Origin of the sequence: Streptomyces sp. NRRL F-6676 (genome assembly GCF_000725625.1) — a bacterium.
Classification (GTDB): Bacteria; Actinomycetota; Actinomycetes; order Streptomycetales; family Streptomycetaceae; genus Streptomyces.
Genome location: NZ_JOHS01000034.1, coordinates 43,186 through 64,945 on the forward strand (window position 1 = coordinate 43,186; position 21,760 = coordinate 64,945).

Consider the following 21,760-nt stretch of genomic DNA (forward strand, 5'->3'; position numbering starts at 1 on the left):
TTCAGTCATGCGAAAGGGCAGTGCATGCTCGACGTACGCGGATTGAGAAAGGTCTACGAGGGCTCCGGGCGCCGGGTGGAGGCGGTCCGGGACCTCACGTTCACGGTGGCGGCGGGCGAACTGGTCTGCGTGGTGGGCCCGTCGGGCTGCGGCAAGACCACGCTGCTGAAGTGCGTCGCCGGGCTGCTCGCCCCGACCGGCGGCGAGGTGCTCCTGGAGGGGCGCCGGGTCATCGGTCCGCCGCCCGGCATGGCGGTGGTGCTCCAGGAGTACGGGCGCAGTCTCTTCCCCTGGATGCGGGTCGGCGAGAACGTCGAACTGCCGCTCAAGCAGAAGCGGTTGGGCAAGTCCCGGCGGCGGGAACTGGTGGCCGACGCGCTGGCGTCGGTGGGGCTCGCGGACGTGGCGGGCGCCTACCCCTGGCAGCTCTCCGGCGGGATGCAGCAGCGGGTGGCGATCGCCCGCGCGCTGGCGTACGAGCCGGACGTGCTGCTGATGGACGAGCCGTTCGCGGCGGTGGACGCGCAGACCCGGGCCGATCTGGAGGACCTGGTCCGGGGGCTGTGGCGGGAGCGGCGCATCACCATCGTGTTCGTCACCCACGACATCGACGAGGCGGTCTACCTGGGCCAGCGGGTGGTGGTCCTGTCCGCCTCCCCCACCGTCGTGCGGGAGGAGCTGCGGGTGGACCTGCCCGAGGAGCGGGACCAGGTGCACACACGGGTCGCCCCGCGCTTCGCGGGTCTGCGTACACAGGTGTACGAGCAGATCCAGGCGGCGAAGCGCGGGACGGCCGTGCCGGGTCGGGCCCCGGCGGTGGGGTCCCCGGCGGGTCAGGAACCGCCGGGCGACCGGGGGCCGGCCCTGGCCGAGAAAGATCCTCCCGGTCCGGCGGCTACTGCAAATACGCCTCCACCTCGCTGAACTGGGCCGCCGGCCAGCCGGTGTTGGCGGTCACGTTCAGCCTCAGATAGCGCAGGTTCGCGTTGCTCGGCAGGGTGACGGTGGCCGTGTTGCCGGAGGCCGGGTCGAAGCGGTAGTCCTTCGACGCGACGACCGTGGAGTACCCGGAGCCGTCGGTGCTGCCGAGCACGGACAGCGTCTCGGTGCGGGCGCCCCACGCGGAGGACGGCGGCAGCTTCAGCACCAGCCGCCGTACGGCCTGCGAGGACCCCAGGTCGACGGTGAGGGCCTGCGGGAAGGCGTTGTTCGCCGACTCCCAGTAGGTGTTCGCGTCGCCGTCGACCGCCTTGCCCGGGGTGTAGACGTCCTGGGAGCCGGTGGCCGAGGCCGGCCGGCCCTTGGCGAGGTTGCGGCCGGGGTCGGGGTCGGGGTTGCCCTGGCCGGGCTGGGGCCAGGTGGAGCAGTCCGACCAGGTGCTGTCCCAGCCGGAGTTGCCGCCGCCGTCGGTGAGCGTGAAGGTGCCCGAGTTGGCCGGGTAGGGGCAGTTGTAGACCCCGGCCGCGCCCACGCCGGTGGCGGTCACGTTCTTGAAGGTGGCGGCGCCCTGGGCCTCGGCCTGGACGACGACGGTGCCGGTGTTCTTCACCGTGGCGCCGGAGACGTCGACGTTCTTGACCGGGTAGCCGGTGCCGCCGCCGGAGACGAACTCGAAGGCGCTGTACGGGCTGTCGGTGATCGTGGTGTTGGTGATGTTGACCGTGGCGTTGATCTGGCTGTCGTAGGAGTCGACGCGCAGCGCGCCCATCGGGTGCTTCCAGTTGGGGTTCATCGCCCCCGCGCGGACGAGCGTGTTGCCGTCGACCGTGATCGTCCCGGCGAGCGGGCTGAACGGGTCGAGGAACTTCTGGTTGGAGATCGCGATGCCGCTGCCGAGGGCGTTGGTGTCGGAGATCAGGTTGTTCTTGACCGTGATGTCGGTGCCGCCGTAGATGGCGATGCCGTTGGCGAGGTTGGGCTGGGAGATGGTGTTGTTCTCGAAGCCGCTGTCGGTGTCCGGCGAGTACAGCGACCACATGGCGAGCGAGTCGTCGCCCTGGTTGCGCAGGAAGTTGTCGCGGACGTGGACGTTTTTGGCGGTGCCGTTGAGGTTGAGGCCGTCGGCGGTGGTGTCGAGGACGCGGTTGTTCTCGACGACGAGGTTGTCGTTGGTGCCGGTGAGCCAGAAGCCGCACTTGAGGTGCTGGAGCCACATCCCGGAGACGGAGGAGTTCGCGCCGAGGGAGCCGTTGACGAAGTTGTCCGGGCTGCCGTCGTTGCGTTCGGTGACCTCGCCGATCACCGCGAAGTCCTTGAGGTGGACGTTGCCCGCGCTGCTCTGCTGGTTGATGAAGCTGGAGCTGTGCACCACGGAGTGCCAGCTGCCGGCGCCCTGGAGGGTGACGTTCTGCACGTTCTGCAACGAGGACGACACCTTGTAGTCGCCCGGCGGTATCCACACCACCCCGCCCTGGGCGGCGGAGATGGCGTCGCGGAAGGCCTGGGTGGAGTCGCCCTGGCCGCTGGGGTCGGCGCCCTTGTCGGTGACGGAGACGGCCCCGGACGGCTTGCCGGGCGCGTCGGCGACCTGCTCGAAGTCGGCGACGTCGACCGTGACCTGCACGTTCGTCGCCTGGAAGGCGATTCTGTCGCCCGCCTGGACGTTCCGGCCGAGCAGCATCCGGGCGTTGTCGAAGAAGTGGTGGGTCTTGGAGCCGGTGATCCAGCTCGTGTCGACGTAGGAGTATTTCGAGGTGACGGGGAGGGTCTTGTCGAGCTTGGTGCCGTTGACGTACACGTCGAGGCTGCCGGACTGGCCGTCGGGCACGTTGTAGGAGACGTTCACGGCGTTGGCGGCGCGCGGCACGGTGAACTCCACGCGCTGGCCGGAGGTGAGGCGCACCGCCTGCCGTCCCGAGGCCTCGGAGGCGAGCGTGCCCTGGGTGTAGTCGGGGCCGATCTTCGCACCGGTGCTGCTCGCCGACTCGGCCTCGACGGAGGTGAACGGGAGGGTGGCTCCGGCGGCCGCGTGGGCGGCGGGGGCGCCGAGGGTGACGAGCATGCCGGCCGCGAGGGCGACGGCGGTGCCGGCGGCGGAGAGCCGCCCGGCGGCTCTCGCGGTGGTGCGGTGGTCCGTGGTGCCGTGTGACATGGTGCTGATCCCTTCGAGTGGGGGTGCGGGGATAGCGGGTCGCGGGGGCGGCGCTCTCAGGCGCGCAGCCAGACCGCGGTGTCCTGCGGCAGCCGCCCGTCGTCGGTCAACGGGCCGCTGGTGAGCAGGGGTGGGGCGGAGGTGGGGAGTGCGACGGGGTCCTCGCCGAGGTTCACCACGCAGCGGACGCCGTCGGCGCGGGTGAAGGCGAGGACTCCCTCCGGGGCGGGCAGCCAGGTGAGCGGCCCGTCGCCGAAGACGGGGCGGAGGCGGATCGCCTCGCGGTAGAGGGTGAGCATCGAGTGCGGGTCGGTGGCCTGCCGGTCGGCGGCGTACGCGGCCCAGCCGGCGGGCTGCGGCAGCCACGGCTCCTCGCGGGAACCGAAGCCCGCGTACGGCGCGCCGGCCGCCCAGGGCAGGGGGACCCGGCAGCCGTCGCGGCCCGGGTCGGTGCCGCCGGAGCGGGCGTGCATGGGGTCCTGGATGCGCTCGCGCGGGATGTCGGCCTCGGGCAGGCCCAGTTCCTCGCCCTGGTAGACGTAGACCGAGCCGGGCAGGGCGAGGGTCAGCAGGGCGGCGGCGCGGGCGCGGCGGGTGCCCAGCGCGAGGTCGGTGGGCGTGCCGAAGGTCTTGGTGGCGAAGTCGAAGCCGGTGTCGGCACGGCCGTAGCGGGTGACCGTGCGGGTCACGTCGTGGTTGCAGAGCACCCAGGTGGCGGGGGCGCCGACGGGGGCGTGCTCGGCGAGCGTGTCGTCGATGGAGGCGCGCAGCCGGGCGGGGTCCCAGGGGCAGGAGAGGAAGGAGAAGTTGAAGGCGGTGTGCAGTTCGTCGGGGCGCAGATAGCGGGCGAAGCGCTCGGCGTCGGGGAGCCAGACCTCGCCGACGAAGACGCCGTCGTACTCGTCGGCGACGCGGCGCCAGGAGCGGTAGACGTCGTGGAGTTCGTCGCGGTCGACGTACGGGTGCGGGTCGCGCCCCGCGGTGAAGTCGGGCAGCCCGGGGTCCTTGACCAGGAGGGCGGCGGAGTCGATGCGGACGCCGGCGACGCCCCTCTCGAACCAGAACCGCAGCACGTCCTCGTGCTCCTGGCGGACGGCCGGGTGGGCCCAGTTGAGGTCGGGCTGCTCGGGGGCGAACAGATGGAGGTACCAGTCGCCGTCGTCGAGTCTGCTCCAGGCGGGGCCGCCGAACTCCGACCGCCAGTCGTTGGGCGGGAGTTCGCCGTGCTCGCCGCGGCCGGGCCGGAAGTGGAACAGTTCCCGCTCGGGTCCGCCGTCGAGGGCCTTGCGGAACCAGGGGTGCTGGTCGGAGACGTGGTTGGGGACGATGTCGACGATGGTGCGGATGCCCAGTTCGCGGGCCTCGGCGATGAGTTTCTCGGCCTCGGCGAGGGTGCCGAAGGCGGGGTCGATGGTGCGGTAGTCGGCGACGTCGTAGCCGCCGTCCTTCATCGGGGAGAGGTACCAGGGGCTGAACCACAGCGCGTCGACGCCGAGTTGGGCGAGGTGGGAGAGCCGGGCGCGGACGCCCGCGAGGTCACCGGTGCCGTCCCCGTCGCCGTCGGCGAAGCTGCGGACGTACACCTGGTAGATGACGGCGGAGCGCCACCAGTCGGTCCCTTTTCGGGCAGGGGTGGGCTGTCCCACGGTGCGTGCCTTTCTGTTCGGTGGGGGTGGCGGGCGGGGCCGTCGCCGCGGAGACGGCCGTTCAGCCCTTGGTGCTGCCCGCGCTGATGCCGGCGATGATGTGCCGCTGGAAGACGAGGAACAGGGCGACCATCGGGATGCTGGCGATCACCATGGCGGCGATGAGCACGGTCAGCTGGATGTTCTGCGACAGCTGCACCAGGGCGACGCTGATGGGCTGCTTGTCGGTGTCGGAGAACACCATGAGCGGCCACAGGAAGTCCTGCCAGACGGCGACCAGGGCGAAGATCGACACCACGCCGAGCACGGGCCGTGACATGGGCAGCACGACGGACCACAGGGTGCGCAGCTTGCCGGCGCCGTCGATCTCGGCGGCCTCCAGCACGTCCCGGGGCAGCTGGTCGAAGAACCGCTTGAGCAGATAGAGGTTGAAGGCGTTGGCGACGGCGGGCAGCCAGATGCCGAGCGGGTCGTTGAGCAGACTGGTGTGCAGGAACGGCAGATCGGCGACGGTGAGGTACTTCGGTACGACGAGGGCCTGTGTCGGCACCATCAGGGTGGCGAGGATGCCGCCGAGGATCACCTTGCCGAAGGCGGGCCTCAGCCGGGACAGGGCGTAGGCGGCGGCGGTGCAGAACACGAGCTGGAAGGCCCAGGCGCCGGCGGCCTGGACGACGGTGTTCCACAGGTGCTGCGGGAGCTGCATCAGGTCCCAGGCGTCGGTGTAACCGCTCAGGTGCCAGTGCTCGGGGACGAGGGTGGGCGGGGTGCGGGCCACCTCGTCCGGGGACTTCATCGCGCCGGTGACCATCCAGTACACGGGGAAGAGGAAGGCGAGCGCGAACAGCAGGACGACGGCGGTGAAGACGCCCCAGTAGATCGCCTTCCCGCGCGGTCGGGCAAGGGTGGCCGGGGAGACGAGGGTACGGGTGCCGTTGCTCATGCGTCCTCCCCGTCGGTGCGGGTGAGCCGGAGGTAGAGGGCGGAGAAGAGGCCGAGGAGCACGAGCAGCATGACGCTGAGCGCGCAGGCGCCGCCGAAGTCGTTGTAGAGGAAGGCGTACTTGTAGATGAGGTAGAGCACGGTGACGGTGGCGTTCTCCGGTCCGCCGCCGGTGATGACGAACGGTTCGGTGAAGACCTGCATGGTGGCGATGATCTGGAGCAGCATCAGCATGAGGATCACGAACCGGGTCTGCGGGATCGTGACGTGCCGTACCCGCTGGAGCAGATTGGCGCCGTCCAGCTCGGCGGCCTCGTAGAGCTCACCGGGGATGGATTGCAGGGCGGCCAGGTAGATCAGCACCGTGCCGCCCATGTTGGCCCAGGTGGCGACGAGGACGAGGGAGACGAGCGCGGTGTCGGCGCCGTTGGACCAGTTGGACGTCGGCAGGTGCAGGAACCGCAGCGCCTCGTTGGCGAGGCCGGTGCCGGGGTCGTAGAACCACTTCCACAGCAGGGCGCTGACCACGGGCGGGATCATCACCGGCAGATAGACGGCGACGCGGAAGAACGCCTTGGCGTGGCGGAGTTCGTTCAGGACGAGGGCGAGGACGAACGGGACGGCGAAGCCGATGAGCAGGGCGAGCCCGGTGAAGGTGAGCGTGTTGCGCCAGGCGTCGCCGAACTCGGGGTCGTGCAGGACGCGGGTGAAGTTGTCGGTGCCGACCCATTCCGGGTCGGAGCCGGGGGTGTACTTCTGGAAGGCGATCACGACCGCGCGGATCGCCGGGTACCAGGAGAACAGGGCGAAGCAGAGCAGTCCGCCGAGGAGGAAGGCGTAGGCGCGGGCCTGGTCGCCGAGGCGGCGCCGCCGGCCGGCCCCCGACGCCGGGGAGGGCGTCCTCGCGGGGGCCGGGCGGGCGGCGGGTGCCTCGGCGGGAGGGCGGGAGGCCGTCTTGGTCATCTGTACTCAGCTCCGGGCGAGGATGCCGTCGATCTTCCCGGAGGCCTCCTTGAGGAGTGAGTCGATGTCGGCGTCCTTCTTGGTGAGGACGGCGGAGACGACGCCGTCGAGGACGGAGTAGAGCTGCTGGGCGTGCGGCGGCTCGATCTTCATCCGAAGGCTCTGGTTGCCGTCCAGGAAGCTCTGGTAGTTCTCCACGGGCACGTTGGCGTTGGCCTTCTTGACCTGCTGGTCCTTGGCGTCGGCGGCGCCGGTGAACAGGCGCGGCTCGGGCAGTCCTACGGGCGCGTCGTTCTTCTTGGCGCGGGCGTAGTCGCCGAGGAAGCCCTTTCCGGGGGTGAGGAACATGTGGTCGAGCCACTTGAGGCCGGCGCGGATCTGGGCGGGGCTGTCCTTCTTGTTGAACATGTAGCCGTCGCCGCCGATGAGGGTGCCCTTGCCGCCGGGCATGGGCGCGAGGGCGAGGTCCTTGTAGTCGCCGCCCTTCTCCTTGACCAGGATCGGGATGTTGTCGGGGGCGGCGAGGTACATGCCGAGCTTGCCGGAACCCATCATCTGCTGGGCGTCGTTGATGACGAGGAGCTGCTTGCTGCCCATGGAGTCGTCGTTCCACCGCATGTCGTGCAGGTTCTGGAGGACGGCGTGGCCCTCTGGGGTGTTGACGGTGGCCTTCTTGCCGTCGGCGTCGACGACGTTCCCGCCCTGGGAGTAGAGCTCGGCGGTGAAGTGCCAGCCGCCCTGGTTCTGGGCGCTGTAGTCGGCGTAGCCGACGGTGCCGTTGCCGAGGGCGGCGATCTTCTTGGCGTCGGCGCGGACCTCTTCCCAGGTGGTCGGGGGCTTGTCGGGGTCGAGTCCGGCCTTCTCGAACAGCTTGCGGTTGTAGAGCAGGCCCATCGAGTAGCCGGTGCGCGGGATGCCGTAGACCTTGCCGTCGACGGTATAGATGTCCTTGAGCTGCTTCTGGAGCGTGGACCAGCTCTTCAGGTCCTTGACGTACGGGGTGAGATCGGCGGCCTGGTTGATGTCGACGACGTGCCCCGCGTCGGTGAAGTACGTGTAGAACACGTCCTCCATCTGGCCGCCGGCGAGCTTGGCGTCGAAGGTCTTGGGGTCCTGGCAGGGGAAGGCGTCGTGGGCGACGACGTCGATGTCCGGGTGCTGCTTCTCGAAGGACGCGACGTCCTCCTCGAAGAACTTCCGGTCGACCTTGGCGCTCTTGGGCGGCATGCAGTTGACGGTGATGCGGGTCTTGCCGCCCGCCGCGTCGTCGTCGCTGCCGCCGCAGGCGGTGACGGCGAGGGAGGCGAGGGAACAGACGCCGATCGCGACGAAGGTACGGCGGAACCCGGTGCGTGTCATCGGTGGACCCCTTTGGGCAGGAGCGTGGAAAGGCCCACGGGGGGACGGCGACCGCGCAGGGCCGAGGCGTGACCGCGCATGGTCCGTACCACCCGTGACTGGCGACGCACACTCAAGCACCGGGAGGGAGGCCGCGCAATAGATCGCGCGAACTTTGCAATTATTCGACAGCAGGACGGATCTTGCTGGCTGTCGAGTGAATCGATTCGACGCCGTCAGCCGCGGGGAGCCTGCGCGGTCGAGCCGCGCACCACCAGTTCCGGCTCGAACAGCAGCTCGTCGGCGGGTACGGAGCTGCCGGCGATCTGCGCGTTGAGCAGTTCGACGGCGGCCTTGCCCATGGCGTCGATGGGCTGGCGGACGGTGGTCAGCGGGGGCTCGGTGCAGTTCATCAGCGCGGAGTCGTCGTAGCCGACGACGGAGATCTCGCCGGGGACGTCGAGCCCGCGGCGGCGGGCGGCGCGGATGACGCCGAGGGCGAGCGGGTCGGAGGCGCAGATGAATCCGGTGACGCCGCGGTCGATGAGCTTGGTCGCGGCCGCGTGGCCGCCCTCGATGGAGAAGATGGCGCGGCCGACGGCGTCCTCGGGCAGCGCGTCGCCCGCCACCGCGCGGGCGGCGGCGAGCTTGCGCGCGGAGGGCATGTGGTCGGCGGGGCCGAGCACGAGGCCGATCCGCTCGTGGCCGAGGGAGGCCAGGTGGCGCCAGGCCTGTTCGACGGCGACGGCGTCGTCGCAGGAGACGGCGGGGAAGCCGAGGCGGGCGATGGCGGCGTTCACCAGGACGACGGGGATGTTGCGCTCGGCGAGCTGGCGGTAGTGGTCGTGCGGGGCGTCGGCCTGGGCGTACAGGCCGCCGGCGAACACGACGCCGGAGACCTGCTGCTGTAGCAGGAGGGTGACGTAGTCCGCCTCGGAGACACCGCCCTTGGTCTGCGTGCACAGCACGGGGGTCAGCCCGTGCTGTGCCAGCGCGCCGCCGATCACCTCGGCGAAGGCCGGGAAGATCGGGTTCTGCAACTCGGGCAGGACGAGGCCGACGAGGCGGGCGCGTTCGCCCCTGAGCTGGGTCGGGCGCTCGTACCCGAGGACGTCGAGCGCGGACAGAACGGACTGCCGGGTGGCGTCGGAGACCCCCGGCTTCCCGTTCAGCACGCGGCTGACGGTGGCTTCGCTGACCCCGACCTTTTTCGCGACCTCGGCGAGACGACGTGTCATGCCCGCAAGGATAACGCAAGCCACGCAAGCGGCTTGCGTTGTCGCCTTGCGGCGCCTGGGGGGTGGGGGGTTGGTGTGCGGGGGCGGGTGCGGGTGAACGGTGGCTGGTCGCGCAGTTCCCCGCGCCCCTAGGGGGGGTGGCGGTGCGCTGTTCGGTGCGGGTGCGACGTGGTTACTCGCGCAGTTCCCCGCGCCCCTTGGTTGGCTGGGGTTGGTCGGGAGTGTGCTGGCGAGGTCTCCCCGGGCCCCGCAGGGGCCCCAGGGGCGCGGAGCTCTATCGATCTGCGGCTCCGCCGCATGGGCGCGACCAGCCACGAATCACTCGCACCCGTCGACGCGTGCCCACCCCCCGCCCCCCAGGGGCGCGGGGAACTGCGCGAGCGACCACATCCCACCCGCAGCCAACCGCGCACCGCTCCCACCCCCAGGGGCGCGGGGAACTGCGCGAGCGACCACATCCCAGCCGCACCCAACCACGCACCGCCCCCACCCCCCCAGGGACCCGGGGCTCTGTCGATCTGCGGCTCCGCCGCGTCGGCGCGGCGAGCCGCTCACCCACCCGCACTCGCCCACCCACACGCACCCCCGAGCCACAACGCACCCGGGGCTCGCCCCGGGACCCCGGCGCCGTCGGCGACCTGAACGTCGACGGAGCCGGGGTCCGGCTTCTGGCGGAAAGGGAGCCGGAGGGCGTCAGCCCTCCACGGCCGGCACCACCCGAAGGCGCGCCCCCGCCCTCGCCGCCTCCCGCAACACCAACGTCAACCGCACATACCCCGCCGCCCGTAGCGTCCTCGGCGTCTCCCCCACCACCCGGCACACCCCGCCCCATCTGGGGTCGGGGTGGTGCAACGGCCGCACCGCCCCGTCCGGCTCCCCCGCGTCCGCCCCCACCGCCCGCAGCCAGTGCGGCACCCCGTGCCGATAGGCGACGTCCATGATCGGGTCCTGCGCGATCTCGCGCCGGATCGCCTGCAACCCCCGGTCGTGCCCATGCCGCTCCACCGCCGACGCGAAGTCGGCGAGCATCGGCAGCGCCCAGCTCGACTCGTGCTCCCCGAGCACCCGCGCCGCGTCCGGATGGAACAGCACGAACCGCAGCAGATTGTCGCCCGGCATGGCCGTGGGATGCGGCCCGACCCCCGCGAACAGCTCCTCGTACGCGGAGTTGGCGAGCACGACGTCCCACCGGTGGTCGTGGACGACCGACGGGAAGGGCGTGGACTCGAGCAGCGCCGCGTAATCCCGCAGATACGCCCGCACATCGGGACGTCCGGGCACGGACCGCGGTACCGACCGCTGTCCCCCTGCCTGCTGCACCATCGGGTGGTCACCCCTCTTGCCCTGGGTCCCGCACTCTCCGGCCGGTCCCGCTCACCCGCCGTCACGCGGAGCCCCGATCCTGGGGGCGACCGCCGACGCGTGTCAACTATCGTGGCATTCCCGCGCCGGGGACGGCTGAATCCCGCCACAGTTGTGGCGAGACCTGGATGCGAGTTCGAAGGAGCCGTTACTCTCCGGGTGGTTCGGGACACACGACACGGGTCGTCCCTGTTCATACCCGCCCTTCCTGAGAGCGCGCTGAGGAAACGGCCTGAGAGACATGGGAGTTGGGTCGGTGACGGATGGCTACGAGGTTCCGGGCGCCGCGGCGACGGGGCTGCTGCCGGCCGTCGTCTCCCGGGTCACCGCCCTCGCCGACCGGCTCGGCGTGCCGCACGGCGAGGTGTTCGACACCGGCCGCCTCTCGGCGGCGTCGGGCGTACCGGATCCCGTGGTGAGGGCGCTGCTCGCGGGCCGTCCCGCGGGCGAACCGGACCTCCAGGCCCGGTTTCTGCAACGGCTCCAACTGCTGCGCCGGACCCGGCTGAAACCGAACGGCCGCACGTACACCCAGCAGGAGATCGCCGACGGCGCGGGCATGTCGCGCCAGCAGGCCGGCGCGCTCATCAACGGCGACCGCCGCCCCACGATGGAGCACTGCGACGCCATCCAGCGCTTCTTCCGCGTACACGCCGGCTTCCTCACCGCCGACGACCCGGACGCGCTCGCCACCGCCCTCCAGCACATCGAACAGGACCTGCTCCAGCAGCTCGCGGACCGCGAGGGCACGGCGGGCCGCCCGGAGGGGCCGGACCGCGAGCGTACGGACCAGGAGCGCGCCGCGCGCGAGGACGGGACCGCTTCGCACGCGGACGCACCGCCCGCACCCGACGATCCACTGGAACGGCTGTTGCAGGACCACGGCGTGCGCGGCATCGCCTGGCGGGCCGCGCAACTGCCCACCGACCAGCACCGCGACAAGGTCGCGGAGTGGCTGGACATGCTCCTGGAGAGCGTCAAACGGCCCGAGTCCTGAGCCGGGAGGGGGAAGACCGACCATGGGCATTGGCAGGGACATGCGCCGTCTGTGCGGCGCACTCGTCGCGGAACTCACGCTCCCGGCACCGGCGGACCCGTCCGCGCTGTACGCGGCGCTGTGCTCCGGCATGAGCCGGCGGCGCGGCCGGCCCGTGCAGTTCCGTACCGCCGTCTTCCCGCCCGGGACGGCCAGCGGGCTCTGGCTGGACATGGCCGAGCAGGATCTCGTCGTCGTCGAGGAACGCACCGCCCCCGACCACCAGTTGGTGATCCTGGGCCACGAGCTGTGGCACATGAGTGCCGGGCACCACGGCCACCACGTGGAGGGTGCCGCCGTCGCCGCGCGCTTACTGAGCGACACCGCCGACTTGCAGGCCACCGTCCACTCGGTGGCCGCCCGCACCCGGTTCGACCTCGCACACGAGAAGGACGCCGAGAGCTTCGGCCTGCTCCTCGCCAGCAAGTGCCGTACGTGGCTGGCGGGTTCGCCGATGCGCGGTCCCCTGCGGCGCGACGACCTGGCCGGGCGCATCGAGGCGTCGCTCGGCTACCGCGGACCGCAGGGCTAGAGGGGACTGGCACACCGACACGATGGACGGCTCCGGCTACTACCTCCCCTCCGCCGCGATGGCGGTGGCGCTCACCGTGAAGGCGCCCGCGCTGCGGCGGGCGTGGCGCGATCCGCTGCTGCGCTCGGTGTGCGTGCTGCTCGCGCTGGCGGGCCTGGTGTTCTGCTTCGCCGCGCCGCCGACGATCGCGCAGGTCAATGAGTGGACCGGCATCGTCAACTTTTCGGCGCCGCTGGTGTACTGCCTGCTGAGCGCGTTCAGCGCGTCCTGCCTCGTGCTGGTGGTCAACTGGCGCGGCGGACCGCCCGCCCGGACCCGCCGCGTCAACCGGTGGATCACCGCCGGGTACGGCGTGGTGATCGTGGCGCTCGTCGTGCTGTTCGTGCTCGGCAGCGCGCCGGTGGAGCGGCTGCGGGACTTCGACACGTACTACGCGCGCACGCCGTACATCCGCGAGCTGATCGTGCTCTACCTCGTGGCGCTGACGGTGGCGGGCGTCGCGATGAACGTCATGTGCGGGCGCTGGGCGCTTCAGGTGCGGGGCTGGCTGCGGGCCGGGCTGCTCATCATCGTCGTCGGCTATCTGTTCAATCTGGCGTATCTGGCCACCAAGTTCACGGCGGTGATCGCCCGCTGGCGCGGGGCCGACCTGGACTATCTGAGCAGTGACTGGGCGCCGGTGCTGGCCTCCGCGGGGGCGCAGATCAGCGCGGTCGGGTTCTGCATCCCGCTGGCCTGCCGGCGGGCCGGGGACAGCTGGCAGACCTGGGCGACCTACCGGCGGCTCGGCCCGCTCTGGCGGGAACTGCGGCCGGTGGCCGCGCAGTCGCACCGGGGCGTGCGGATCGCCTGGTGGGCGCCGGCCGAACTCCGGGTGACCCAGCGGGAGTCCGACATCCACGACGGCATGCTCGGCCTGTACCCGTACTTCGACACCGCTCTGCGCCGGCGCGCCCGGGACGCGGCGCTGGCCGCCGGTGCGGACCCGGAGCAGGCGCGGGCCGAGGCCGACGCGGCGATGGTGGCGGCGGCCGTACGGGCCCGGGCCGCCGACCCGGAGGGCAGGCTGATCGACGCGGCCGGCGCGGTGGCCGACGTCCGCCGCACCACCGCCGAAGCGGCCCCCTCCGCCCCCTCCGCCCCCTCCGCCTCCGACGACGGTCCCCGGGACCTCGTACGGATATCCCTCGCCCTGCGTCAGTCACCCGTCGTCGCGGCCGTCCGGGGACGGACCGCCACCAGGTCAGGAAGCGATCTCCATGAGTGAACCCGTCGGCACCGCCAGCGGTGCCGCACCCCGTCGTGCCGTCGTGATCGGCGGGGGCATGGCCGGCATGCTCGCCGCCGCCGCGCTGAGCGCGTACGCCGAGGTCACCGTCGTCGAGCGCGACGCGCTGCCCGAGGGCCCCGAGCCGCGCAAGGGGCTGCCGCAGGCCCGGCACGTGCATGTGATCTGGTCCGGGGGCGCCCGGGCGATGGAGGAGCTGCTGCCGGGGGTGACCGAGGCGTGGCTGGCCGGCGGGGCGCGGCGGATCCCGTTGCCGACGGGGCTGGTGTCGATGCAGCCGCGCGGCTGGTTCCGGCGGTGGCCGGAGATGCAGTTCATGATCGCGTGCAGCCGGGACCTGCTGGACTGGGTGGTGCGCGAGCGCGTGGTCAAGGACCCGCGGGTCACCGTGGTGCAGCGGGCCGAACTGCTCTCCCTGGAGGGCGACGCCGGGCGCGTGACGGGCGTACGGGTACGGGCGACCGACGGCGAGGAGCGGGTGCTCTCCGCGGATCTCGTCGTCGACGCGGCCGGGCGCGGTTCCCGGGCGCAGCGGTGGCTGGGCGAACTGGGCGTGGCGGACGCGCCGATGGAGGAGGTCGACTCCGGGCTCGCCTACTCCAGCCGGCTCTACCGGGCGCCCGCGGGCACGGAGGAGTTCCCGCTGGTCAATGTGCAGTCGGACGCGACGGTGCCGGTGCCGGGGCGGACCACGACCATCGAGCCCGTGGAGGGCGGGCGGTGGCTGGTGACGCTGTCGGGCACGCGGGGCGGTGAACCGCCCGCCTCCGCCGAGGAGTTCGAGACGTTCGCCCGGGAGAGCGTGCGGCATCCGGTGGTGGGCGAGCTGATCGCGCACGCGGAGCCGTTGTCGGAGCCGGTGGTGACGCGCAGCACGGTCAACCGGCGGCGCTACTACGAGAAGGTGAAGGGCTGGCCGGAGGGGTTCGTCGCGATCGGCGACTCCGTCGCCACGTACAACCCCGTGTACGGGCACGGGCTGTCGGTCGCGGCGCAGGGCGTGCTCGCGCTGCGCGACGAGGTGGCCCGTGCGGGGCTTTCCGCGGCGGGGCTCGCGCGGCGGGCGCAGCGGGCGGTGGCGCGGCCGGTGGCGACGGCGTGGTCGCTGGCGACGAGCACGGACATCCACTATCCGGGGGCGATCGGGAAGGCGCCGGGGCTGGGGAACCGGGTGCTGGGGGCGTACGTCAACCGGTTGATGCTGACGGCGACGGGGCGGCCGTTGGTGGCGCGGGCGTTCTTCGACGTGGTGACGCTGTCGAAGCCGGTGGCCGAGCTGGTGCGGCCGGCGGTCCTCATCGCGGTGCTGCGGGGACCGAGGCGGGAGCGGCTCGCGGAGCCGCCGCTCACGGAGGCGGAGTGGGAGGCGGTCCGGGGGGATTAGCCGGCGGGGGGTGAGTGGGGGTGCGGCCGATTTCTGCCGCCCCCGCCGCCCCTTCCCGTCCCGGCCCCGGGGGGGCAGACCCCCGGGCCCCCGAAAGGTGCGCAGTTCCCCGTGCCCCTGGCAGGGGGCGTCTCAACCCCGTTGTCAGTGCCGCACGGCAAGCTGGTCGTGTCCGTCGTGGCTGAGACCGGGGAGAGTCGGAGACGATGCCCACCGCCGTACTGACCGATCGTGAGCGTGCCGCCGTGCAGGCGTATCTGCGGTTGCTGCACACCGTGCGCGCGACCTTCGACGAGCCGTCGGTCCTCGTGCCGCCGGGTGTGCTCGCCGAGGCCGAGCATGCCCTTGCCGAGGCCGGGCTGGCCGGGAACGAGGGGGAGTTGTTCCGGCTGTTGGGCGAGTGGTGCCCGGACCTCGCCCCGCCCGCCGGGGCGTGAGGGGTCAGCCGCCGCCCACCGTCACCGCCGTCGCCAGCAGGCCCCGTCCCACGGCCCACCGGCCGTCGAAGACCCGCACGACGCGGCCGTCGACCAGCGGCCCGTCCACCAGCAGCGAGGCCCGGAAGCCGCCGGACGTCGCGGGACCGGCGGCGGGGCGGATCTCCACGTCCGCCTCGAGGAAGTCCAGCCACCGCCCGGTCAGCGGGAACCACGCCTTGTAGACCGACTCCTTCGCGCTGAACAGCAGCCGGTCCCAGTGGACGGACGGGTGCGCCGCGGACAGCGCGCGCACCCGCTCCCGCTCGCCGGGCGCGGCCACCGCGTCGAGCACGCCCTCGGGCAGCGCCTCGTGCGGCTCGGCGTCGATGCCGAGCGAGGCCAGGTCGCCGGCGCGGACGAGGGCCGCCGCGCAGTACCCCGTGCAGTGGGTCATGCTGCCGAGCAGCCCCTCGGGCCAGCCCGGCGCCCCGCGCGGGCCGGGCAGTACCGGTACCGGCGCCACGCCGAGCTTCTCCATCGCGCGCCGCGCGCACAGCCGTACCGCCGTGAACTCGCGCCGCCGCTTGGCGACCGCGCGGGCGACGACGGCCCGCTCCTCGGGGTACAGCGGCGCGTCGTCGACGGCCGCCTCGGCGCCGTACGCCTCCACGGCGACGACGGACCCCGGAAGCAGCTCCTCGATCACCGGTTCTCCCCTCCGCACGCGGCACGGCCGACGGCAACGACGGTAGCCCATGCGTCGCACCGCCCCGGAGGCCCTATGATCGCCCCAACACCTCCCACGGACGCGTCGAAAACGTACGTCGCCGCGGTGTGCCTCCTCCTGTTCCGGCCGGGCTCGGCCTGCTGTGCCGTGCCCGCGCGACCCCGAAAGGCGGCCTGCATGGTTTCTCCCGTACGCGTCTGGCTCAACCGCACGTACGCGGAGAACGTGTTCTTCATCGATCAGCTGCGCCGAAATCCCGACGGCCGTGCCGTCGAGGTCCATGCCACGCACGGCGACGCGGACTCCCCCGTCCTCGCCGCCGCCGACACCGCCGAGCCGGAGCCGGAGGGCCTGTCCCCCGCCGCCTACGTCGAGTACGCGCTCGCCCAGTGCCGCCGCCGGGGCATCGACGTGTTCGTGCCCCGGCTGCACCAGGAGGCGGTCGTCGCGCACCGCGCGGAGTTCACGGCCGCCGGTACGGCGCTGCTGGCGCCGTCCGCCGAGGCGGTCGCGGTGTTCCGGGACAAGGTGACGGCGTACGAGGCCGCGCGCTCGGTGGGGCTGCCCGTGCCGCCGTGGTTCCGGGTGCGTGACGCGAGTGAACTCCTGCACGCCGTGAGGGAGTTGGAGTCCGCCGGGCACACCGCGTGCTTCAAGCCGGCGGACGGTGCGGGCGGCGTGGGGTTCCGGGTGGTCACCCGGACCCGGTTCTCGCTGGCGCAGCTCGCCGGATTCCCGGGCCCGCAGGTGCCGCTCGACCTCGTCGTCCGGGCGCTCCGCGAGGCCGGGGAGCCGGTGAACTGGCTGGTCATGCCCCGCCTCGGGCAGCCGGAGGTGTCGGTGGACTGCCTCACCGGAACCGACGACCGCGTCCGTATGGCGATCGGCCGGACGAAGAACGGCCGCCGGCGCGGGTTCACACTGCACGAGCGCTGGATCGCCCCGGCGGTGCGGCTCGCGGAGACGTTCGGGCTGCACCATCTGTCGAACATCCAGTTCCGCATGTTCGAGGACCCCGGGCACCCCGACGGCGCCCGTCCCGTCCTGCTCGACGTCAACACCCGCCCCGCGGGCGGGCTGCACCAGCTGTCGCTGTGCGGCGTGAACGCGCCCTGGGCCGCCGTCCGGCTCGCCCTCGGCGACGATCCGGGCCGGGTCGTACCGCCGTTCGTCGGGGACGACTACGCGGTGGTCTCCGGGCCCCGCCCGCTGCGGGCGGCCGGGGTGCCGAAGCCCCGGGAGGCCGCCGTGAGTTCCACGCGGGCCGCGGCCGTGCCCCTCTAGCCACCCCGCCGGCCGCCCCTCCCCACAGGCACATTCCAGCCGGTCCGGACCAATTGCCGTCGCCCCCCTTGACGCCGCAATTGGTCCATACCAAATTGATGAGCGCACCTTCCGCAGCACCTTGCTCGCACCGTCCCGCTGCGTCCCGCACCACCCGGCACTCCCGAATTCCCCATTCCCCACAGGGAGATCGCGTGCGCACTCATCGCTCGTCATCGGCCTCGTCAGGTTTCCTGGGGCGCTCCAGACGCGCCCTCGTCGCCGTGCTCGGCTCCGCCGCGCTGGCCCTCGCCGGGGCCCTCGCGGTGCCCGGCACGGCCCACGCGGCCAACGTCCTGTCCAACCCCGGCTTCGAGTCGGGCTCCCTCTCCCCCTGGTCCTGTTCCGGCAACCTCGGCTCGGTCGTCTCCTCCCCGGTGCACGGCGGCTCCAAGGCCCTCGCGGGCGCGGTCACCTCCAGTGACAACGCCCAGTGCACCCAGACCGTGTCCGTCCAGCCCAACACCGCGTACACGCTGAGCGGTTGGGTCCGGGGCTCGTACGTCTACCTCGGCGTCGACGGCGGCGCCTCCACCTGGACCTCCTCGCCCTCCACGTACAGCCAGCTGAAGGTGCCGTTCACCACCGGCGCCTCGCAGACCAGCGTCAAGCTGTACGTCCACGGCTGGTACGCCCAGGGCACCTACTACGCCGACGACATCTCGCTCGACGGCCCGGGCGGCGGCAACAGCTCCGACACCCAGGCGCCCAGCGCGCCGACGAACCTGACGTCGACCGGCAAGACGTCCTCCAGCGTCTCGCTGTCCTGGTCGGCGGCCTCGGACAACGTGGGCGTCACCGGCTACGACGTCTACAGCGGCGGCAACCAGGTGCTCAGCGTCTCCGGCACCAGCGCCACCGTCGGCGGGCTGTCGGCGAGCACCGCCTATACGTTCACCGTCAAGGCGCGGGACGCGGCCGGGAACACCTCGGCGGCCTCCAACTCCGTGAGCGTCACCACCAGCGCGGGCAGCGGCAGCGGCACCGGCTTCAAGCAGGCGGCGCCCTACCTCTACCTCGGCTGGGGCGACCCGCCGAGCGCGACCTCGGTGATGAGCGCGACCGGCATCAAGTGGTACACGATGGCGTTCATGCTCGACTCGGGCGGCTGCAACCCCGCCTGGGACGGCAGCCGGGCGCTGACCGGCGGCGTCGACCAGAGCACCATCAACCAGATCCGCTCGGCCGGCGGTGACATCGTGCCCTCGTTCGGCGGCTGGCAGGGCAGCAAGCTCGGCGCCAACTGCTCCTCCGCGGGCGCGCTCGCCGGGGCGCTTCAGAAGGTGATCGACGCCTATTCGCTCAAGGCGATCGACATGGACATCGAGAACACGGACGAGTTCGAGAACGAGGCCGTGCAGGCGAGGATCCTCACCGCGCTGAAGACGGTCAAGGCGAACAACCCCGGCCTGCGGACCATCGTCACCTTCGGCACCTCGACGACCGGGCCGACCTACTACGGCAACCGGCTCATCGAGCAGGCCAAGTCGCTCGACGCCGGCATCGACGTCTTCACCATCATGCCGTTCGACTTCGGCGGCGGCTCCGACATGTACGGCAACACGGTGAACGCCGCCGAGGGCCTGAAGGCCAAGCTGAAGTCGACCTTCGGGTGGGACGACGCCACCGCCTACTCCCACATCGGCATCTCCGGCATGAACGGCCTGTCCGACCAGCAGGAGAACACCACCCCGGCGATCTGGACGTCGATCCGGGACTGGGCCAACTCGCACCACATCGCGCGGCTGGCGTACTGGGCGGTCAACCGCGACCGGCCGTGCGCGGGCGGCGGCGTGGTGAGCAACTGCTCCGGGATCTCCCAGAGCGACTGGCAGTTCACCTCGATCACGGCCGGTTTCACGGGCTGAGCCCGCGCTCCGGCGCCCCTCGTCACGGACTGGGACCCGCGCTCCGGCGCCCGTCTCAGCGTGGGGGTACCCGCTCCGGGTACCCCCACTTCCGTGCCAACTCCTTCAGCCTGGGCGGCAGTTCGGCGTCCGGGTCGGCGGAGCGGGCCCGCTGGACGCGGCCGGACTTCAGGGTGCTGCTCCAGTCGCCGAGCTGCGGGCGGAACGTGCCGTGGTCCCTGCTGCCGTAGTCGAGCATGCCGGGCTCCCACGGCACTCCGAGGTACTCGCACAGCCCCCGGGTGGCCCGTTCCGGGTCGGCGGTGAGCTCCTCGTACGTCAGCACGTGCGGGCCGAGGTGCTGCCGGGCCTCCTCCAGCTTCTCGGCGTACTCCAGCACCTCGGCGCGGATCGCCGCGTGGTCGGGGTCGGTGCGGCGGCCGGTCAGCGAGGTGACGATCGCGCCGGGTTCGCGCAGCAGCAGGATGTACCGGGCGTCGGGCCAGCATCGGCGCAGCCGGGGCCAGATGAGGGTGTTGGCCGGGGTCTTGTCGACGATGACGTCCTTGCCGCTGCGGGCGAGTTCGAGGTGCAGCACCCGGTCCCAGAGGACGTGCTCCAGCTCCGTGCGGTCCAGTTCCAGCGCCTTCATGGCCTCGGCGGTGAAGTCCCGGGACAGATGCACGTGCAGGGTGCGCAGGTGCATCTCGTGCGGGGCGCGGATCCGGCTGTGGCTGTTGAGCAGGACCCGTAGCAGGGTCGAGCCGGAGCGGACCGAGGAGAGCACGAAGACCGGCGAGGACACCAGCCGCGGGGCGCACGGCGCGGTGTACGGGGCCGTCTCCGGGGTGCGCGGGGCGGGTACGGCGTCCAGTGTGCGGCGCGGCGGACTCACGGCCTGCATCACCAGCCTGCCGCGCCGCCTCAGTCCCTTGCCGATCACTGTGAGCCGGGGGTCCCGCACGGTGCCGCTCCCTTCCTTCGCGCGCCTTCGCCTGCCGCTCCGCATTGCAGGGGCGGCGGGCGAAGGGGAGATGACGCGGAGGCGAAGCGGAGGGGCCGCGGCGGCCGGCGCACCGATGGTGACCTGCGCACTTACCGCTCTCTTAATACTTCATGGGAAAGCGTGTCCGGTGGGCTACCGCAGATAGGCCAGGCCCGGGTGGACGGCGGTGTACCCCTCCACGAGCCTGCGGGCGACGTTGACCGAGTCGACGAGCGGGTGCATGGCGAACGCCTTCACGGCGGTCGTACGGGACCCGGAGGCGGCCGCCGACAGCACCTCGCGCTCGACCGCCTTCACCGCGCACACCAGTCCGGTGGCGTGGCCGGGCAGCGGGTCGACGGCGACCGGGTGCGCGCCGTTCGCGTCGACCAGGCAGGGCACCTCGATGACGGCGTCGGCGTCCAGGGCGGCGAGGGTGGTGCCGTTGCGGACGTTGAGGATGAGCGTGGCGCGTTCGTCGCGGGCGATGGCCCGCATCAGGGCGAGGGCGACGTTCTCGTAGCCGCCGGAGAGATCCTCCGCGGCGCGCTCGCCGGCGCCGGCGGTTTCCCGGTTCTCCGCCATGTAGGTGGCCTCGCGTTCGGCGCGGGTGCGGTCCCACAGGTCGAGGGCGGGGGTGTCCGGGCGGGCGGCCCGGGCGTAGAAGCCGGCCTGCTGGTCGAGGAGGAAGGCGCCGCGGGTCTTCTCCACCTCCTGGTAGGCGCGGACGGTCTCGCGGTTGAAGTAGTAGTAGTGCAGGTATTCGTTGGGGATCGCGCCGAGGGAGCGCAGCCAGTCGGGGCCGAAGAGCCTGCCCTCCTCGAAGGAGCCGAGCAGGGCGGGGTCGGCGAGCAGGCGCGGGAGTTCGTCGCGGCCGGCGACGTGGAGGCCGCGGACCCAGCCGAGGTGGTTGAGGCCGACGTAGTCGATCCAGGCGGTGGCGGGGTCGGCGCCGAGGGTGCGGGCGATGCGGCGGCCGAGGCCGACGGGGGAGTCGCAGATGCCGAGGACGCGGTTGCCGAGGTGGTGGGACATGGCCTCGGTGACGAGGCCCGCGGGGTTGGTGAAGTTGATGACCCAGGCGTCGGGGGCGAGGCGGGCGATGCGGCGGGCGATGTCGGTGGCGACGGGGACGGTGCGCAGGCCGTAGGCGATGCCGCCGGCGCCGACGGTCTCCTGGCCGAGGACGCCCTGCGCGAGCGCGACGCGCTCGTCGTGCGCGCGGCCTTCGAGGCCGCCGACGCGGATGGCGGAGAACACGAAGTCCGCGCCGCGGAGGGCTTCGTCGAGGTCGGTGGTGGAGGTGACGGTGAGGCGGGTGTCTTCCGGGCGCCGGCCGGCCTGGTCGGCCAGGACGCGGGTGATGGCGGTGAGGCGGGTGGGGTCGAGGTCGTGGAGGGTGAGGTGGGTGATGCGGTGGGGGGCGGTGTCGGCGAGGAGGGCGGCGTGGACGAGGGGGACGCGGAATCCGCCGCCGCCGAGGAGGGTGAGCTTCATGGAGCCTTCCGGTTGGTACGGGGTGGGGCTCCCCTCATTTTCCTCGCCCCCGCCGCCCCTGCCCTTCCCGTCCCTTCAAGGGGCTCCACCCCTTGGACCCCGGGGAGTTCGGGTGGGTGGGGGTGTGGGGGGAGTGCGGGTG

At 72.2% G+C, this 21,760-nt stretch carries 18 protein-coding genes; 8 read left to right on the forward strand and 10 right to left on the reverse strand.

Translation table 11 applies throughout. The features are described from left to right. Nucleotides 1-24 precede the first annotated feature (24 nt). Nucleotides 25-924 (forward strand): ABC transporter ATP-binding protein, encoded by a 900-nt coding sequence (locus IO29_RS20935; protein ID WP_078618158.1) that lies wholly within the window; start codon nt 25-27, stop codon nt 922-924. On the opposite strand, the gene IO29_RS20940 is transcribed toward IO29_RS20935, so the two are convergent. From IO29_RS20940 to IO29_RS20970, 7 genes are all read right to left on the reverse strand, one after another. Then, nucleotides 896-3,091, reverse strand: a complete 2,196-nt coding sequence (locus IO29_RS20940; RefSeq protein ID WP_030378711.1) for a discoidin domain-containing protein — start codon at nt 3,089-3,091, stop codon at nt 896-898. The genes IO29_RS20935 and IO29_RS20940 overlap by 29 nt on opposite strands. A gap of 56 nt (nt 3,092-3,147) precedes the next feature. Continuing rightward, nucleotides 3,148-4,737 (reverse strand): glycoside hydrolase family 13 protein, encoded by a 1,590-nt coding sequence (locus IO29_RS20945; protein ID WP_030378712.1) that lies wholly within the window; start codon nt 4,735-4,737, stop codon nt 3,148-3,150. 61 nt (nt 4,738-4,798) lie between these two features. After that, nucleotides 4,799-5,680 carry a carbohydrate ABC transporter permease gene (locus IO29_RS20950; RefSeq protein ID WP_030378713.1) on the reverse strand — a complete coding sequence of 294 codons (882 nt, stop codon included), beginning with the start codon at nt 5,678-5,680 and terminating at the stop codon, nt 4,799-4,801. Next, nucleotides 5,677-6,642 carry a carbohydrate ABC transporter permease gene (locus IO29_RS20955; protein ID WP_030378714.1) on the reverse strand — a complete coding sequence of 322 codons (966 nt, stop codon included), beginning with the start codon at nt 6,640-6,642 and terminating at the stop codon, nt 5,677-5,679. Before IO29_RS20955 ends, IO29_RS20950 begins: the two co-directional genes overlap by 4 nt. 6 nt (nt 6,643-6,648) lie before the next feature. After that, entirely contained in the window at nt 6,649-8,001 is a 1,353-nt protein-coding gene (locus IO29_RS20960; protein ID WP_030378715.1) for an ABC transporter substrate-binding protein, read from the reverse strand. 215 nt (nt 8,002-8,216) lie between these two features. Next, complete coding sequence (locus IO29_RS20965; RefSeq protein ID WP_030378716.1) at nt 8,217-9,218, reverse strand: LacI family DNA-binding transcriptional regulator; 1,002 nt, start codon at nt 9,216-9,218, stop codon at nt 8,217-8,219. A 693-nt stretch (nt 9,219-9,911) separates the two neighbouring features. Then, nucleotides 9,912-10,541: an MmyB family transcriptional regulator gene (locus tag IO29_RS20970; protein WP_030378717.1), complete on the reverse strand. Its 630-nt coding sequence runs from the start codon at nt 10,539-10,541 to the stop codon at nt 9,912-9,914. A 295-nt stretch (nt 10,542-10,836) separates the two neighbouring features. On the opposite strand from IO29_RS20970, the gene IO29_RS20975 reads away from it, so the two are divergent. The 5 genes from IO29_RS20975 (at nt 10,837) to IO29_RS20995 (ending at nt 15,257) form a co-directional block, all read left to right on the forward strand. Beyond that, complete coding sequence (locus IO29_RS20975; RefSeq protein WP_030378718.1) at nt 10,837-11,577, forward strand: helix-turn-helix domain-containing protein; 741 nt, start codon at nt 10,837-10,839, stop codon at nt 11,575-11,577. A gap of 22 nt (nt 11,578-11,599) precedes the next feature. After that, nucleotides 11,600-12,148 carry a toxin-antitoxin system, toxin component gene (locus IO29_RS20980; RefSeq protein WP_234307451.1) on the forward strand — a complete coding sequence of 183 codons (549 nt, stop codon included), beginning with the start codon at nt 11,600-11,602 and terminating at the stop codon, nt 12,146-12,148. Between the two features lie 22 nt (nt 12,149-12,170). Further along, nucleotides 12,171-13,415 carry an MAB_1171c family putative transporter gene (locus IO29_RS20985; protein ID WP_030378720.1) on the forward strand — a complete coding sequence of 415 codons (1,245 nt, stop codon included), beginning with the start codon at nt 12,171-12,173 and terminating at the stop codon, nt 13,413-13,415. After that, nucleotides 13,408-14,820 (forward strand): NAD(P)/FAD-dependent oxidoreductase, encoded by a 1,413-nt coding sequence (locus IO29_RS20990; protein WP_030993885.1) that lies wholly within the window; start codon nt 13,408-13,410, stop codon nt 14,818-14,820. Before IO29_RS20985 ends, IO29_RS20990 begins: the two co-directional genes overlap by 8 nt. A gap of 206 nt (nt 14,821-15,026) precedes the next feature. After that, nucleotides 15,027-15,257 (forward strand): hypothetical protein, encoded by a 231-nt coding sequence (locus tag IO29_RS20995; RefSeq protein ID WP_030378722.1) that lies wholly within the window; start codon nt 15,027-15,029, stop codon nt 15,255-15,257. 4 nt (nt 15,258-15,261) lie between these two features. Here IO29_RS20995 and IO29_RS21000 read toward each other — a convergent pair whose 3' ends face one another. Continuing rightward, on the reverse strand, nt 15,262-15,945 hold the full coding sequence (locus tag IO29_RS21000) for a 4'-phosphopantetheinyl transferase family protein (protein WP_030378723.1): 684 nt from the start codon (nt 15,943-15,945) through the stop codon (nt 15,262-15,264). 198 nt (nt 15,946-16,143) lie between these two features. Between IO29_RS21000 and IO29_RS21005 the strand changes: the two genes are divergently transcribed. Together IO29_RS21005 and IO29_RS21010 are read left to right on the forward strand one after the other, a co-directional pair. Continuing rightward, complete coding sequence (locus IO29_RS21005) at nt 16,144-17,250, forward strand: ATP-grasp domain-containing protein (RefSeq protein ID WP_051707203.1); 1,107 nt, start codon at nt 16,144-16,146, stop codon at nt 17,248-17,250. A 233-nt stretch (nt 17,251-17,483) separates the two neighbouring features. Then, nucleotides 17,484-19,157: a carbohydrate binding domain-containing protein gene (locus IO29_RS21010; RefSeq protein ID WP_030378725.1), complete on the forward strand. Its 1,674-nt coding sequence runs from the start codon at nt 17,484-17,486 to the stop codon at nt 19,155-19,157. 55 nt (nt 19,158-19,212) lie between these two features. On the opposite strand, the gene IO29_RS21015 is transcribed toward IO29_RS21010, so the two are convergent. After that, nucleotides 19,213-20,100, reverse strand: a complete 888-nt coding sequence (locus IO29_RS21015; protein ID WP_030378726.1) for a sulfotransferase family protein — start codon at nt 20,098-20,100, stop codon at nt 19,213-19,215. 174 nt (nt 20,101-20,274) lie between these two features. After that, entirely contained in the window at nt 20,275-21,618 is a 1,344-nt protein-coding gene (locus IO29_RS21020; protein ID WP_030378727.1) for a 6-phospho-beta-glucosidase, read from the reverse strand. Nucleotides 21,619-21,760: the final 142 nt, after the last annotated feature.

Bases quoted from the DNA above. Each gene is read 5' to 3' on its own strand.
- IO29_RS21020 (WP_030378727.1), bottom strand. From the start codon at position 21,618: ATGAAGCTCACCCTCCTCGGCGGCGGCGGATTCCGCGTCCCCCTCGTC.
- IO29_RS20965 (WP_030378716.1), bottom strand. From the start codon at position 9,218: ATGACACGTCGTCTCGCCGAGGTCGCGAAAAAGGTCGGGGTCAGCGAA.
- IO29_RS20950 (WP_030378713.1), bottom strand. From the start codon at position 5,680: ATGAGCAACGGCACCCGTACCCTCGTCTCCCCGGCCACCCTTGCCCGA.
- IO29_RS20935 (WP_078618158.1), top strand. From the start codon at position 25: ATGCTCGACGTACGCGGATTGAGAAAGGTCTACGAGGGCTCCGGGCGC.
- IO29_RS20970 (WP_030378717.1), bottom strand. From the start codon at position 10,541: ATGGTGCAGCAGGCAGGGGGACAGCGGTCGGTACCGCGGTCCGTGCCC.
- IO29_RS20960 (WP_030378715.1), bottom strand. From the start codon at position 8,001: ATGACACGCACCGGGTTCCGCCGTACCTTCGTCGCGATCGGCGTCTGT.
- IO29_RS20990 (WP_030993885.1), top strand. From the start codon at position 13,408: ATGAGTGAACCCGTCGGCACCGCCAGCGGTGCCGCACCCCGTCGTGCC.
- IO29_RS20995 (WP_030378722.1), top strand. From the start codon at position 15,027: ATGCCCACCGCCGTACTGACCGATCGTGAGCGTGCCGCCGTGCAGGCG.
- IO29_RS20985 (WP_030378720.1), top strand. From the start codon at position 12,171: ATGGACGGCTCCGGCTACTACCTCCCCTCCGCCGCGATGGCGGTGGCG.
- IO29_RS20955 (WP_030378714.1), bottom strand. From the start codon at position 6,642: ATGACCAAGACGGCCTCCCGCCCTCCCGCCGAGGCACCCGCCGCCCGC.
- IO29_RS20980 (WP_234307451.1), top strand. From the start codon at position 11,600: ATGGGCATTGGCAGGGACATGCGCCGTCTGTGCGGCGCACTCGTCGCG.
- IO29_RS20940 (WP_030378711.1), bottom strand. From the start codon at position 3,091: ATGTCACACGGCACCACGGACCACCGCACCACCGCGAGAGCCGCCGGG.
- IO29_RS21005 (WP_051707203.1), top strand. From the start codon at position 16,144: ATGGTTTCTCCCGTACGCGTCTGGCTCAACCGCACGTACGCGGAGAAC.